13 protein-coding genes are annotated in these 14,561 nt (G+C 71.0%); all 13 read left to right on the forward strand.

What is annotated here, in order from left to right; genetic code table 11:
- Positions 1-15 precede the first annotated feature (15 nt).
- The 13 genes from OEIGOIKO_RS31150 to OEIGOIKO_RS31210 all read left to right on the forward strand — a co-directional run bounded on the left by OEIGOIKO_RS31150 (position 16) and on the right by OEIGOIKO_RS31210 (position 14,482).
- Positions 16-1,779, forward strand: coding sequence for a Mur ligase family protein (locus OEIGOIKO_RS31150; protein ID WP_125056829.1), 1,764 nt, complete (start codon positions 16-18; stop codon positions 1,777-1,779).
- A 62-nt stretch (positions 1,780-1,841) separates the two neighbouring features.
- Complete coding sequence (locus OEIGOIKO_RS31155; RefSeq protein WP_125056830.1) at positions 1,842-3,275, forward strand: UDP-N-acetylmuramoyl-tripeptide--D-alanyl-D-alanine ligase; 1,434 nt, start codon at positions 1,842-1,844, stop codon at positions 3,273-3,275.
- Positions 3,272-4,336: a phospho-N-acetylmuramoyl-pentapeptide-transferase gene (gene mraY / locus OEIGOIKO_RS31160; protein ID WP_125056831.1), complete on the forward strand. Its 1,065-nt coding sequence runs from the start codon at positions 3,272-3,274 to the stop codon at positions 4,334-4,336. The genes OEIGOIKO_RS31155 and mraY overlap by 4 nt, the downstream gene beginning before the upstream one ends.
- Entirely contained in the window at positions 4,333-5,754 is a 1,422-nt protein-coding gene (gene murD, locus OEIGOIKO_RS31165; protein WP_125056832.1) for a UDP-N-acetylmuramoyl-L-alanine--D-glutamate ligase, read from the forward strand. The genes mraY and murD overlap by 4 nt, the downstream gene beginning before the upstream one ends.
- Positions 5,755-5,815: 61 nt before the next feature.
- Positions 5,816-7,156: a putative lipid II flippase FtsW gene (gene ftsW / locus OEIGOIKO_RS31170; protein WP_031003985.1), complete on the forward strand. Its 1,341-nt coding sequence runs from the start codon at positions 5,816-5,818 to the stop codon at positions 7,154-7,156.
- A 6-nt stretch (positions 7,157-7,162) separates the two neighbouring features.
- Entirely contained in the window at positions 7,163-8,248 is a 1,086-nt protein-coding gene (murG, locus tag OEIGOIKO_RS31175) for an undecaprenyldiphospho-muramoylpentapeptide beta-N-acetylglucosaminyltransferase (protein ID WP_030024673.1), read from the forward strand.
- 63 nt (positions 8,249-8,311) lie between these two features.
- Complete coding sequence (locus tag OEIGOIKO_RS31180; RefSeq protein ID WP_174857248.1) at positions 8,312-9,193, forward strand: cell division protein FtsQ/DivIB; 882 nt, start codon at positions 8,312-8,314, stop codon at positions 9,191-9,193.
- A 274-nt stretch (positions 9,194-9,467) separates the two neighbouring features.
- Entirely contained in the window at positions 9,468-10,697 is a 1,230-nt protein-coding gene (gene ftsZ, locus OEIGOIKO_RS31185; protein ID WP_125056833.1) for a cell division protein FtsZ, read from the forward strand.
- A gap of 13 nt (positions 10,698-10,710) precedes the next feature.
- The gene (pgeF, locus tag OEIGOIKO_RS31190) at positions 10,711-11,460 is read left to right on the forward strand and encodes a peptidoglycan editing factor PgeF (protein ID WP_371858986.1); all 750 of its coding nucleotides are present in this window, start codon (positions 10,711-10,713) and stop codon (positions 11,458-11,460) included.
- Positions 11,461-11,463: 3 nt separating this feature from the next.
- The gene (locus OEIGOIKO_RS31195; RefSeq protein ID WP_125056835.1) at positions 11,464-12,195 is read left to right on the forward strand and encodes a YggS family pyridoxal phosphate-dependent enzyme; all 732 of its coding nucleotides are present in this window, start codon (positions 11,464-11,466) and stop codon (positions 12,193-12,195) included.
- 124 nt (positions 12,196-12,319) lie between these two features.
- Positions 12,320-12,940 carry a cell division protein SepF gene (locus OEIGOIKO_RS31200; protein ID WP_030024677.1) on the forward strand — a complete coding sequence of 207 codons (621 nt, stop codon included), beginning with the start codon at positions 12,320-12,322 and terminating at the stop codon, positions 12,938-12,940.
- A 71-nt stretch (positions 12,941-13,011) separates the two neighbouring features.
- Complete coding sequence (locus OEIGOIKO_RS31205; RefSeq protein ID WP_031003980.1) at positions 13,012-13,305, forward strand: YggT family protein; 294 nt, start codon at positions 13,012-13,014, stop codon at positions 13,303-13,305.
- Between the two features lie 49 nt (positions 13,306-13,354).
- On the forward strand, positions 13,355-14,482 hold the full coding sequence (locus OEIGOIKO_RS31210; protein ID WP_125056836.1) for a DivIVA domain-containing protein: 1,128 nt from the start codon (positions 13,355-13,357) through the stop codon (positions 14,480-14,482).
- Positions 14,483-14,561 lie beyond the last annotated feature (79 nt).

Here is a 14,561-nt window from a genome sequence, read left to right on the forward strand (position 1 = left end):
CGAGGCAGCACCGCCGTGACGACCATCACCCCCGACCCCGGGAACCGCTCCCGCACTCGGCCCTCACTTCGCCCCGAGGCCGCCGCGCCCGGTACGCTCACCGCCGTGTCACACGCTGATCAGTCCCACCACGCCCAGAAGGACGCCCCCGGGAAGTTTCCGGGAGCGCCCCGCCCAGAGCGGGTCCGCGCCACCCCTCTCGCGGACCTCGCCGAGCAGTTGGGCACCTCGGTGCCGGCCGTGGCGGATGCCGCCGACGCCGCCGTCACCGGCATCACCCACGACTCCCGGGCCGTGCGCCCCGGCGACGTCTACGCCGCGCTGCCCGGCGCCCGCTTCCACGGCGCCGACTTCGCCAACCAGGCCGCCGACCTCGGTGCCGCCGCGGTCCTGACCGACCCGGCGGGCCGCGAGCGCGCCGCCGCGACGGGCCTGCCCGTCCTGGTCGTGGACGAGCCGCGGGCCCGGATGGGGGCGCTGGCCGTCTCGATCTACGGCGACCCGGGCAGCGATCTCCTGCAGATCGGCATCACCGGCACCTCCGGCAAGACCACCACCGCGTACCTCATCGACGGCGGCCTGCGCGCCGCGGCCGAGCAGGCCGCCCAGGAGGAGCAGCGCGAGGCCGCTTCGCGGGGGGACGGCGGCGGGCGCCGGGCGGGCCTGACCGGCCTGATCGGTACGGTCGAGTCCCGGATCGGCGACGAGCGCCTGAAGTCGGAGCGCACCACGCCCGAGGCCACCGACCTCCAGGCCCTGTTCGCCGTCATGCGCGAGCGCGACGTGCGGGCGGTGACGATGGAGGTCTCCAGCCACGCGCTGGTCCTCGGCCGGGTCGACGGCTGCGTCTTCGACGTCGCGATCTTCAACAACCTCAGCCCGGAGCACATGGAGTTCCACTCCGGGATGGAGGACTACTTCCAGGCCAAGGCGCAGCTGTTCACCAAGGCGCGCAGCAAGGCCGGCGTGGTCAACCTCGACGACGAGTACGGCAAGCGGCTGGCCGCCGGCGAGTCCGAGGTGCCGGTCACCACGTTCTCCGCCGAGGGCCACCCGGACGCCGACTGGCGCGCCGCCGACGTGGAGGTCGGCGCGCTCGGCTCCACCTTCACCGTGCTGGGCCCCGACGGCGTGTCCGTACGGGCCGCCTCGCCCCTCCCGGGCCCGTTCAACGTCGCCAACGCGCTCGCGGCGATCACGGCGCTGGTCGTGGCCGGGGTGGACCCGCAGACCGCCGCCGACGGCGTCGCCGCGGTGCCCGGCGTCCCCGGCCGCCTGGAGCGGATCGACGCGGGCCAGGACTACCTCGCCGTCGTGGACTACGCCCACAAGACCGACGCGGTCGAATCGGTCCTGCGCGCCCTGCGCAAGGTCACCGGCGGCCGTATCCACGCCGTGCTGGGCTGCGGCGGCGACCGCGACCCGCACAAGCGCAAGCCGATGGGCGCGGCGGTCGCCCGCCTCGCCGACACCGCCGTACTGACCTCCGACAACCCCCGTGGCGAGGACCCCCTCGCGATCCTCGCCACCATGCTGGCGGGCGCCGCCGAGGTGCCCGTCCACGAGCGCGGCACCGTGCTGGTCGAGGAGGAGCGGGCCACCGCCATCGCGGCCGCCGTCGCCCGCGCCGAACCCGGCGACACCGTGATCGTCGCGGGCAAGGGCCACGAGCAGGGCCAGGACATCGCCGGAGTGGTCCGCTCCTTCGACGACCGTCAGGTGCTGCGCGAGGCCATCGAGGCTTCGTTGAACTCGCAGCAGCCGAACCACCAGGGATGACACACCGCCATGCGCGCAAAACCCTTCGAACGGCACGACCTGCCCACGGCCGGGGGTGAGAAGTGATCTCCCTGTCCCTCGCCGAGATCGCGACCATCGTCGGCGGGCAGCAGCACGACATACCGGACCCGGCGGCCCAGGTCACCGGCCCGGTCGTGTTCGACTCCCGTGAGGTGCGCCCCGGCAGCCTCTTCGCGGCCTTCGCCGGCGAACGCGTGGACGGCCACGACTACGCCGCGCGCGCCGTCGAGGCGGGCGCGGCGGCGGTCCTGGCCGCCCGTCCCGTCGGCGTCCCCGCGATCGTCGTGGACGACGTGGTCGCCGCCCTCGGGGCGCTGGCCCGCGCCGTCGTCGGCCGGCTGGGCGCCTGCGTCGTCGGGCTCACCGGCTCGGCCGGCAAGACCAGCACCAAGGACCTGATCGGCCAGCTGCTGGGGCGGCTCGGGCCGACCGTGTGCCCGGTGGGCAACCTCAACAACGAGATCGGGCTGCCGGTGACCGCGCTGCGCGCGGATGACGACACCCGGTTCCTCGTCCTGGAGATGGGCGCCCGCGGTGTCGGCCACATCCGCTACCTCGCGGAGCTGGTCCCGCCGCGCATCGGCGTGGTCCTCAACGTGGGCTCCGCGCACATCGGCGAGTTCGGCGGCCGCGAGCAGATCGCGCAGGCCAAGGGCGAACTGGTCGAGGCGCTGCCCACCGCGGCCGAGGGCGGTGTCGCCGTGCTCAACGCGGACGACCCGTACGTCCGTGCCATGGCCTCCCGTACGAAGGCCCGTACGGTCTTCTTCGGCGAGTCCGCGGAAGCCGCCGTACGTGCCGAGAATGTCCGGCTCACGGCGCTCGGGCAGCCCACCTTCACGCTTCACACACCCTCCGGGTGCAGCGACGTGACCATGCGGCTGTACGGTGAGCACCACGTGTCGAACGCGCTTGCCGCGGCCGCCGTCGCCCATGAGTCGGGCATGCCCGTGGACGAGATCGCCGTGGCGCTCTCCGAAGCCGGCACGCTCTCCCGCTGGCGGATGGAGGTCACCGAGCGCGCGGACGGTGTGACGGTCGTCAACGACGCCTACAACGCGAACCCGGAATCCACGCGGGCGGCGCTCCGCGCGCTCGTGGCGATGGGCGAAGCCTCCAAGGAAACGGGAGGCCGTACGTGGGCGGTGCTCGGTGAGATGGCCGAGCTCGGCGGGGAGTCACTCGCCGAACACGACGCGGTCGGGCGCCTGGTCGTCCGGCTCAACGTCAGCAAGCTCGTGGCGGTCGGCGGCAGGGAAGCGGCCTGGCTCGACATGGGCGCCAAGAACGAGGGTTCGTGGGGTGAGGAGTCGGTGCACGTGTCCGACGCGCAGGCGGCGGTCGACCTGTTGCGCAGCGAGCTGCGGCCGGGTGACGTCGTGCTGGTGAAGGCGTCCAGGTCGGTCGGCCTGGAACGGGTCGCCGCGGCATTGCTGGGCGACGCCGGTGTCGAGGGCGGAGCCGCCACCCGATGAAGCAGATCCTCTTCTCCGGAATGATCGGTCTCTTCCTGACGCTGATCGGCACCCCGCTGCTGATCAAGCTGCTGGCCAGGAAGGGCTACGGGCAGTTCATCCGTGACGACGGCCCGCGCGACCACCACAGCAAGCGCGGTACGCCCACCATGGGTGGCATCGCCTTCATCCTGGCCACGCTCATCGCGTACGCGCTGACCAAGGTCATCACCAGCAGCAATCCCACCTTCTCCGGTGTGCTGGTGCTGTTCCTGATGGCCGGCATGGGCCTGGTGGGCTTCCTGGACGACTACATCAAGATCGTCAAGCAGCGTTCGCTGGGCCTGCGGGCCAAGGCGAAGATGGCCGGCCAGCTCATCGTCGGTATCGCCTTCGCGGTGCTCTCGCTGCAGTTCGCGGACATGCGCGGCCAGACCCCGGCCTCCGACCGGCTCTCCTTCACGCAGGACTTCGGCTGGCAGATCGGCCCGGTGCTCTTCGTCATCTGGGCGCTGTTCATGATCCTGGCGATGTCCAACGGCGTGAACCTCACCGACGGCCTGGACGGCCTGGCCACCGGCGCCTCGGTGATGGTCTTCGGCGCGTACACCTTCATCGGCATCTGGCAGTACCAGGAGTCGTGCGCCAACGCGATCAGCGCCGGGCCCGCCTGTTACGAGGTACGCGATCCGCTCGACCTCGCGGTCGTCGCCTCGGCCTTGATGGGCGCCTGCTTCGGCTTCCTGTGGTGGAACACCTCGCCCGCCAAGATCTTCATGGGCGACACCGGCTCGCTGGCCCTGGGCGGCGCGCTGGCCGGGCTGGCCATCTGCTCCCGTACGGAGCTGCTGATGGCCGTCCTCGGCGGCCTCTTCGTCCTGATCACCATGTCCGTGGTCATCCAGGTCGGGTCCTTCCGGCTCACCGGCAAGCGGGTCTTCCGGATGGCGCCACTGCAGCACCACTTCGAACTCAAGGGGTGGTCCGAAGTCCTTGTGGTGGTCCGGTTCTGGATCATCCAGGGCATGTGCGTGATCGTCGGCCTGGGCCTCTTCTACGGCGGCTGGCAGGCCGCCAAGTGACCGGCCTCGACCTCGCCGGACAGCACGTGACCGTGGCCGGTCTCGGCGTGAGCGGCGTTCCCGCCGCCCGCGCCCTGGCCGGCCTCGGCGCCGTCGTCACCGTCGTCAACGGCAGCGACGGCGAGCGGGAGCGGGCCCAGGCCGCGCCGCTGGAGGAGCTGGGCATCACCGTCCGCCTCGGCGACGGCGACACGCTTCCCGAGGGCACCGACCTCGTCGTCACCACCCCTGGCTGGAAGCCCACCAGCCCGCTCTTCCAGGCCGCCGAGGCGGCCGGCGTCCCTGTATGGGGCGACGTGGAGCTGGCCTGGCGGATGCGCGGCCCGGACTCCCCGCCCTGGCTCGCGGTCACCGGCACCAACGGCAAGACCACGACCGTACGGATGCTGGCCGCCATCCTGGAGGCCGAAGGGCTGCGCACCGCGGCCGTCGGCAACATCGGGGTGCCGCTGGTGGACGTGGTGCTGGAGCCGTCCGGTACCTATGACGTCCTCGCCGTCGAGCTCTCCAGCTACCAGCTGCACTGGGCGCCCTCCGTACGCGCCCACTCCGCCGCGGTCCTCAACCTCGCCCCGGACCACCTCGACTGGCACGGCTCCATGGAGGCGTACGCCGCCGACAAGGGCCGGATCTACGAGGGCAACACCGTGGCCTGCGTCTACAACGTCGCCGACCAGGTGACCGAGGACCTGGTGCGGGAGGCCGACGTCGAGGAGGGCTGCCGCGCCATCGGCTTCACCCTCGGCACCCCGGGCCCCTCCCAGCTGGGCGTCGTCGAGGGCATCCTCGTCGACCGGGCCTTCGTCGAGAACCGGCAGCAGCACGCGCAGGAACTCGCCGAGATCTCGGACGTGACGCCCGCGGCCCCGCACAACATCGCCAACGCGCTCGCCGCGGCGGCCCTGGCCCGCGCCTTCGGCGTGCGCCCCCAGTCCGTACGCGACGGCCTGCGCGCCTTCCACCCGGACGCGCACCGCATCGAGCACGTCGCGGACGTCTCCGGGGTCGCGTACGTGGACGACTCCAAGGCCACCAACACCCACGCCGCCGAGGCGTCGTTGGCGGCGTACGAGCACATCGTCTGGATCGCCGGCGGCCTGGCCAAGGGCGCCACCTTCGACGAGCTGGTCCAGAAGTCCGCCGGCCGGCTGCGCGGCGCGGTCCTCATCGGCGCCGACCGGGCGCTCATTCGGGAGGCCCTGGCGCGACACGCCCCGGATGTCCCGGTGGTCGACCTCGACCGGACCGACACTGGGGCGATGTCCGAAGCCGTACGGGAGGCAGCGCGCCTGGCCCGGCCGGGCGATACGGTCCTGCTGGCCCCGGCCTGCGCCTCGATGGACATGTACCTGAACTACGACAAGCGGGGCGAGGCCTTCGCCGACGCGGTCCGCTCGCTGGCCGCACAGGAACAGTAGTCCGTACGTCCCCGCCGCCGTCGAGGACGCACGGCGCAGCGCACCCGTGGAGGGGACGAGGATGACGGCCCGATCGGCGAAGGCCGCGCCGCCGCGCCCGGCACGGCGCCCCGGCTCCGGCCCGCGCCTGCCGCGCGGCGGCGCCGGCCGCGGCCCGCGGGGCCTGTACACCCAGGTCCGCCGGGGCTGGGACCGGCCGCTGACCGCCTACTACCTGGTGGTCGGCGGCAGTCTGCTGATCACGGTGCTCGGCCTGGTGATGGTCTACTCGGCCTCCCAGATCAAGGCCCTCCAGCTCGGACTGGCACCGACGTACTTCTTCCGCAAGCAGCTGTTCGCGGCGGTGCTCGGCGGCATCCTGATGCTGGTGGCGGCCCGGATGACGGTCCGGCTGCACCGTACGCTGGCCTATCCGCTGCTGGCCGTCTCGGTCTTCCTGATGACCCTGGTGCAGATCCCCGGGATAGGGGTCGCGGTCAACGGCAACCAGAACTGGATCAACCTGGGCGGCCCCTTCCAGATGCAGCCCAGCGAGTTCGGCAAGCTGGCGCTGGTCCTGTGGGGCGCCGACCTGCTGGCGCGCAAGCAGGACAAGAAGCTGCTCGCCCAGTGGAAGCACCTGCTGGTGCCGCTGATCCCGGTGGCCTTCCTGCTGCTCGGGCTGATCATGCTGGGCGGCGACATGGGCACCGCGATCATCCTGACCGCGATCCTGTTCGGCCTGCTGTGGCTGGCCGGCGCCCCCACCCGGCTCTTCGTGGGCGTGCTCGGCGCGGCCGTCGTCATAGGGGCGCTGCTGATCAAGACCAGCGCCAACCGGATGGCCCGGCTCGCCTGCATCGGCGCGACCGACCCCGGGCCGCAGGACCAGTGCTGGCAGGCCGTGCACGGCATCTACGCGCTGGCCTCCGGCGGATTCTTCGGTTCGGGGCTCGGCGCCAGTATGGAAAAATGGGGTGAACTCCCTGAACCGCACACCGACTTCATCTTCGCCATCACCGGGGAGGAACTGGGGCTTGCGGGGACGCTGTCGGTGCTCGCCCTCTTCGCGGCTCTAGGCTATGCGGGTATCCGCGTGGCCGGACGCACGGAGGATCCCTTCGTGAGGTACGCAGCGGGAGGCGTGACCACCTGGATCACGGCCCAGGCCGTGATCAACATCGGTGCGGTGCTCGGTCTGTTGCCGATCGCCGGGGTCCCGCTGCCGCTGTTCTCCTTCGGAGGTTCCGCCCTGCTGCCGACGATGTTCGCCATCGGTCTGCTGATCGCCTTCGCGCGTGACGAGCCCGCTGCGCGGGCGGCACTGGCCATGCGGCAGCCTGTTTTCGGCAGGAAACTGGCTGGGGTGAGACGGAAGACGATGAGACGGCGCGTCAAGAAGCGACCGTCCGGAGAGCGGTGAATTTCGGTGCATGTCGTACTCGCCGGTGGGGGGACCGCCGGCCACATCGAGCCCGCGCTCGCCCTCGCGGACGCCCTGCGCAGGCAGGACCCGACCGTGGGGATCACGGCACTCGGCACGGAGAAGGGGCTGGAGACCAGGCTGGTGCCGGAGCGGGGCTACGAGCTGGGGCTGATCCCGGCCGTACCGCTGCCGCGCAAGCCCACGCCCGAACTGATCACCGTCCCGGGGCGGCTGCGCGGCACGATCAAGGCCGCCGAGCAGATCCTGGAGCGCACGAAGGCGGACTGCGTGGTCGGCTTTGGCGGCTATGTCGCGCTGCCGGGGTACCTGGCCGCCAAGCGGCGCGGGGTGCCGATCATCGTGCACGAGGCCAACGCCCGCCCCGGGCTGGCCAACAAGATCGGTTCGCGGTACGCCAAGTACGTCGCGGTCAGCACCCCGGACAGCAAGCTGCGGGACGCCCGGTACGTCGGCATCCCGCTGCGCCGCTCCATCGCGACCCTGGACCGGGCGGCGGTCCGCCCCGAGGCGCGGGCCGCCTTCGGGCTGGACCCCAACCTGCCGACGCTGCTGGTCTCCGGCGGCTCGCAGGGCGCCCGGCGGCTCAACGAGGTCATCCAGGCCGCCGTGCCGGCGCTCCAGCGCTCCGGCATCCAGGTGCTGCACGCGGTCGGCCCGAAGAACGAAATGCCGCATGTGGACAACATGCCGGGAATGCCCCCGTATGTACCGGTACCGTACGTGGACCGGATGGACCTCGCGTACGCCGCGGCCGACATGATGCTCTGCCGCGCGGGCGCGATGACCGTCGCCGAACTGTCCGCCGTCGGGCTCCCGGCCGCCTACGTACCGCTGCCCATCGGCAACGGTGAACAGCGGCTGAACGCCCAGCCGGTGGTCAACGCCGGCGGCGGCCTGCTGATCGACGACGCGCAGCTGACGCCGGAGTGGGTGCAGGGCCAGGTGCTCCCGGTGCTCGCCGACCCGCACCGGCTGTACGAGATGTCCCGCGCGGCGTCCGAGTTCGGCCGCCGGGACGCGGACGAACTGCTGGTCGGGATGGTGTACGAGGCGGTCGCCGGCCGCTGACGGACGGTACGGCCGTACTGCCCCGGGGCGAGCCCCGGGGCGGCGGCCGGAAGGAGAGGGAGCGTGGCCGGACCGACGACCGCCCGACGCGGGGAGAAGAAGTCCGCGCGCTCCGGCCCGCCCTCGTCCGGGAAGGCCGGCAACTCCGGGTCCGGCAGCGGGGGAGGGGGAAAAAAGCCCGCAAAGCGGGGCGAATCCGGCTCCTCGGGTGGGCGCTCCGGCCTGCGGGTCCACTTCACAGTGCCGCCCCGGCGCACTCTGATCATCGCACTGGCCGGCGCGGTGCTGCTGGCCGGTTTCGGCGCCTGGTCCCTGTACGGCTCCACCTGGCTGCGCACGGAAGCCGTCAAGGTGAGCGGTACGGGCGTGCTGACGGTCGATGAGGTCGTACGGGCCGCCGCGGTACCGATGGACACCCCGCTCGCCTCGGTGGACAAGAAGGCCGTCGCCGACCGGGTGCGCGCGAAACTTCCGCGGGTGAAGTCCGTTGTGGTCAGGCGCTCCTGGCCGCACACGGTCAGCCTGAAAGTGACCGAAAGGCAGCCGGAACTCCTTATTCAAACGGGCGGAAAGTTCGTCGAAGTGGACGCTGAAGGGACGCGTTTCGCCACGGTCGCCGCCGCCCCGAAGGGTGTCCCGCTTCTGGAAATGGCCGTACGTGACAGTCCCGGACTGCGGCGGTTCGGCGCCGACCGGCTCCGGCGCGCGGCCGGCACCGTCGTCACCGCCCTGCCGAAGGCGCTCCACCAGGACGTTCGCACCGTCGAGGTGCGCTCCTTCGACGCCATCACCCTGAAGCTGACGGGCGGCCGTACCGTCGTTTGGGGGAGTGACGAACGCAGTACGGCGAAGGCCAAGGTGCTCGCCGCGACCCTGAAAGCGGCGCGTGACGCGCGCCACTTCGACGTGAGTGTCCCCACCGCTCCTGCGGTGTCGGGGAGTTGACGTGTGTACCCGCAGGCCAGCACCCTGGATGGCTACCACTATGGGTGATCACATAGGGTGAAAAGAAAAACGGGAGGTTCGGCGTGTTCGTTGAACGTGCGCCACTTGTCGACTTAGTGTCTCGTTCCAAAGAGTCCCAGGAACACAGGCACTGGTAACCCTAAACTTCAGCGTTAGGGTTCGGGTCGGCACTACGAACCGTCCCATCGGCATCAGTCGACGTCCGCACCCCGGTGCGGCGGCGACACGTAACTCGAGGCGAGAGGCCTTCGACGTGGCAGCACCGCAGAACTACCTCGCAGTCATCAAGGTCGTCGGCATCGGCGGCGGTGGCGTGAACGCCATCAACCGGATGATCGAGGTCGGGCTCAAGGGCGTCGAGTTCATCGCGATCAACACCGATGCACAGGCCCTGCTGATGAGCGACGCCGACGTCAAGCTGGACGTCGGCCGGGAACTCACCCGTGGTCTGGGCGCAGGCGCCAACCCAGACGTCGGCCGCAAGGCGGCCGAGGACCACCGCGAGGAGATCGAGGAGGTCCTCAAGGGGGCCGACATGGTCTTCGTGACCGCGGGAGAGGGCGGCGGCACCGGCACCGGCGGCGCCCCCGTCGTCGCCAACATCGCCCGCTCGCTCGGCGCCCTGACGATCGGTGTGGTCACCCGCCCGTTCACCTTCGAGGGCCGTCGCCGCGCGAACCAGGCCGAGGACGGCATCGCCGGCCTGCGCGACGAGGTCGACACCCTCATCGTGATCCCCAACGACCGACTGCTGTCCATCTCGGACCGCCAGGTGAGCGTGCTCGACGCGTTCAAGTCCGCGGACCAGGTACTGCTGTCGGGTGTCCAGGGCATCACCGACCTGATCACCACCCCGGGTCTGATCAACCTCGACTTCGCCGACGTCAAGTCCGTGATGTCGGAGGCCGGCTCGGCCCTCATGGGCATCGGCTCGGCGCGCGGCGACGACCGCGCGGTGGCCGCCGCGGAGATGGCGATCTCCTCGCCCCTCCTGGAGGCGTCCATCGACGGCGCCCGCGGCGTGCTGCTCTCCATCTCCGGCGGCTCGGACCTCGGTCTCTTCGAGATCAACGAGGCCGCGCAGCTGGTCAGCGAGGCGGCCCACCCCGAGGCGAACATCATCTTCGGTGCGGTCATCGACGACGCGCTCGGCGACGAGGTCCGGGTGACCGTCATCGCCGCGGGCTTCGACGGCGGCCAGCCGCCGGCCCGTCAGCAGACCGTGCTCGGCAGCCAGAACAACGGCAAGCGCGAGGAACCGGCCCCGGCCCCCAGCCGCCCGGCCCCGCAGGCCGAGTCCCGGCCGTCGTCCTTCGGCAGCCTGGGCTCGGTGCCGGTACGGGACGAGGAGCCGGTCCCGGCCGACCCGTCCCCGCTCGGCGAGGTGCCGCCGCCCCCGACCGCCTCGCCGCAGGTTCCGCCGGCCCGTCCGTACTCGGACACCGCGGCCGAGGAACTGGACGTCCCCGACTTCCTGAAGTGACCGAAGTCCCGACGTGATAGGGCAACAGCACCCGGTGCTGACGAACGACACGAGCGGCGCGCACTTCGCCTCCACCGACCGGTGGGGCGGGGTGAGCGCCGCTCCGTATGCCGAGCTGAACCTCGGGGGCGCGGTCGGTGACGACCCCGGCGCGGTACGGACCAACCGTGAACTGGCGGCCAAGGCGCTGGGTCTGGACCCGGCCTCGGTCGTGTGGATGAACCAGGTGCACGGCCGCGACGTGGCCGTGGTCGACGGCCCCTGGCGCGACGGCGCCGAGATCCCCTGCGTGGACGCGGTGGTGACGGCCCGCCGGGGCCTGGCCCTCGCCGTCCTGACCGCCGACTGCACCCCGGTGCTGCTGGCCGACCCGGTCGCCGGGGTCACCGGCGCCGCGCACGCGGGACGTCCGGGCCTGGTGGCCGGGGTGGTCCCGGCGACCGTCGAGGCGATGACCGCGCTCGGCGCCGACCCGGCCCGTATCGTCGCCCGTACCGGCCCCGCGGTCTGCGGACGCTGCTACGAGGTGCCCGAGGCGATGCGCGCCGAGGTCGCCGCGGTGGTGCCCGAAGCCTGGGCCACCACCTCGTGGGGCACGCCGGCGGTGGACATGGCCGCCGGGGTCCGTGCCCAACTCGCCGCGCACGGCGTCCAGATGGGTGAGCATTCCCACATCTGCACGCTGGAGTCGGCGGACCACTTCTCGTACCGGCGGGACCGCGTCACCGGGCGGCTCGCGAGCTATGTATGGCTGGGATGCTGAGCTGTGACGGATCGTAGGACCGAACTGGCGGACAACCTGGCGCGCGTGGAGGAACGAATCTCCACCGCGTGCGACAAGGCCGGCCGCGCACGGGAGGACGTGACCCTCATCGTGGTCACGAAGACCTACCCGGCGAGCGACGTGCGGCTGCTCGCGGAACTCGGCGTCCGCGAGGTGGCGGAGAACCGTGACCAGGACGCGGCACCGAAGGCCGCGGCCTGCTCGGATCTGTCCCTTACCTGGCATTTCGTCGGTCAGTTGCAGACCAACAAAGTGCGGTCTGTGGCCAATTACGCCGATATTGTGCAGTCGGTCGACCGCGCCAGGCTGGTCACCGCGCTGTCGAAGGAAGCGGTACGGGCCGGCCGCGAGCTGGGCTGCCTGCTCCAGGTGGCACTTGACGCCGAGTCGGGTGACACCCGGGGGGCGACGGGGGAGCGCGGCGGGGTCGCCCCGGCCGGGGTGGCCGCGCTCGCCGACGCCGTCGCGGCCGCCGAAGGGCTGCGTCTGGACGGTCTGATGACGGTGGCTCCGCTGACCGGCCGTTATGCCGGCCGTCCCGGTGCCGCTTTCGAGCGTTTGATGGAAATCTCATCCGGCCTGCGCGTGAACCATCCTGCTGCGAACATGGTGTCGGCAGGGATGAGCGCGGACCTCGATGAAGCCGTGGCTGCCGGGGCGACACATGTGCGCGTCGGCACTGCGGTACTCGGAGTCCGACCACGGCTCGGGTAACGTCGCCAAGCAAGTCGGACCACAGCACAAAATATGGTCATTGCCCCCAAAAGGAGGGCAGACCGCGTGGATTCAAGGCACCTGGTGACGGAGCCGATCCACCACAGAGCGGAGGACGCAGAGAATGGCCGGCGCGATGCGCAAGATGGCGGTCTACCTCGGCCTCGTGGAGGACGATGGGTACGACGGCCGGGGGTTCGACCCCGACGACGAGTTCGAGCCCGAGCTTGACCCGGAGCCCGAACGGGGGCGGCGACAGCAGACCCAAGTACCCACCGAGCCGCACCCGGAACGGGACGAACCCGTCCGAGTCGCCCAGCCGCCCGCTCAGCGTGAGTCCGCCCCTCTGGCTGCCGAAAGCGGACGACCCGCCCGAATCGCCCCCGTGGCGTCCATCACACCCGACCGTCCGAATCTGGAGAAGAACGCACCGGTGATCATGCCCAAGGTTGTGTCCGAGCGGGAGCCTTACCGCATCACGACGCTGCACCCCCGGACCTACAACGAAGCCCGTACCATCGGGGAACACTTCCGTGAGGGCACTCCGGTGATCATGAATCTCACGGAGATGGACGACACGGACGCGAAGCGACTTGTCGACTTTGCAGCCGGTCTCGTCTTCGGCCTGCACGGCAGCATCGAGCGGGTGACGCAGAAGGTGTTCCTGTTGTCGCCTGCTAACGTCGATGTCACGGCGGAGGACAAGGCCCGCATCGCAGAGGGCGGGTTCTTCAACCAGAGCTGAGACGCAACACCGGGCACACCGGGCCGAAAGCGCCCAACACGACAGCATGGCAAGGGGAGAGGACACCGCGGATGAGCATCGCTGGACAGGTGATCTACATCGCGTTGTACTGCTTCCTCATCGTGTTGATCTTCCGGCTGGTGATGGACTATGTCTTCCAGTTCGCCCGTTCATGGCAACCCGGCAAGCCAATGGTGGTCGTTCTGGAGGCCGCCTACACTGTCACCGATCCGCCACTCAAGCTCTTGCGGCGGGTCATTCCGCCGCTGCGTCTCGGGGGCGTGGCGCTCGATCTGTCCTTCTTCGTATTGATGATCATCGTCTACATCCTGATCACCGTCGTGAGAACGGTGTTGTTGGTGTGAACGATACGGTCTTGCCGATTGCCGACGACTACGTTGAGGTGAAGTAGAGATGCCGTTGACCCCCGAGGACGTGCGGAACAAGCAGTTCACGACCGTCCGCCTCCGAGAAGGCTATGACGAGGACGAGGTCGATGCCTTCCTCGACGAGGTCGAAGCCGAACTGACCCGTCTGCTGCGGGAGAACGAGGACCTGCGCGCCAAGCTGGCCGCCGCGACGCGTGCCGCCGCGCAGAACCAGCAGCAGAACATGCGCAAGCAGCAGGAGCAGCAGCAGGACCAGGGGCAGCAGCACCAGCAGGGCAGGCCCGGCGCTCCGGTGCCCGCCGCCATATCCGGACCGCAGCCGGTGCCGCCGCAGCAACAGCAGCAACAGCAGCAGTTGGGCGGCCCACCGCAGCTGACCGGAGGAGCCCCGCAGCTCCCGGCCGGGCCCGGTGGCCACGGCCCTGGGCCCCAGGGCCCGCACGGCCCCGGCCCGATGGGGCCCGGTGGTCCGCTGGGCGGCCCGATGGGCGGTCCCGGTGGGCACGGCGGCCCGCAGCTGCCCCAGCCGGGGCAGGGGCCGGGCGGTGACAGTGCCGCTCGCGTGCTCTCGCTCGCGCAGCAGACCGCCGACCAGGCGATCGCGGAGGCCCGTTCCGAGGCCAACAAGATCGTTGGTGAGGCGCGGTCGCGTGCGGAGGGTCTGGAGCGGGACGCCCGTGCGAAGGCGGATGCGCTGGAGCGGGACGCGCAGGAGAAGCACCGCGTCGCGATGGGGTCGCTGGAGTCGGCCCGCGCCACGCTGGAGCGCAAGGTCGAGGACCTGCGCGGCTTCGAGCGCGAGTACCGTACGCGGCTGAAGTCCTACCTGGAGAGCCAGCTGCGCCAGCTGGAGAACCAGGCCGACGACTCGCTGGCGCCGCCGCGGACGCCGGCGACCGCCTCGCTGCCGCCGTCGCCGTCGATGGCTTCGGCCGGTGCGGGCTCCATGGGTGGGAACCACTCCATGGGGGGCGGGCAGTCGATGGGCGGTCACGGTGGTGGCTCGGGCGGCGCGCCGTCGTACGGCGGGCAGCAGCAGATGTCGCCGGCGATGACGCAGCCGATGGCTCCGGTGCGGCCGCAGGGGCAGCAGCCGATGCAGCAGGCGCCGTCGCCGATGCGTGGGTTCCTCATCGACGAGGACGACAACTGAGCGGAGCCGCGCTGCGCGCGTAGTCGTCGCGTGTAGTGCGTGGTCGGCAATCAGGGCTGGGCCCCTGGGGTTATCCCCG

Source organism: Streptomyces paromomycinus (genome assembly GCF_003865155.1).
In the GTDB taxonomy this organism is placed as follows: Bacteria; Actinomycetota; Actinomycetes; order Streptomycetales; family Streptomycetaceae; genus Streptomyces; species Streptomyces chrestomyceticus.

Coding starts and splice junctions, on each gene's coding strand:
- mraY (WP_125056831.1), top strand. CDS start 3,272: ATGAAGCAGATCCTCTTCTCCGGAATGATCGGTCTCTTCCTGACGCTG.
- ftsW (WP_031003985.1), top strand. CDS start 5,816: ATGACGGCCCGATCGGCGAAGGCCGCGCCGCCGCGCCCGGCACGGCGC.
- OEIGOIKO_RS31200 (WP_030024677.1), top strand. CDS start 12,320: ATGGCCGGCGCGATGCGCAAGATGGCGGTCTACCTCGGCCTCGTGGAG.
- OEIGOIKO_RS31205 (WP_031003980.1), top strand. CDS start 13,012: ATGAGCATCGCTGGACAGGTGATCTACATCGCGTTGTACTGCTTCCTC.
- OEIGOIKO_RS31210 (WP_125056836.1), top strand. CDS start 13,355: ATGCCGTTGACCCCCGAGGACGTGCGGAACAAGCAGTTCACGACCGTC.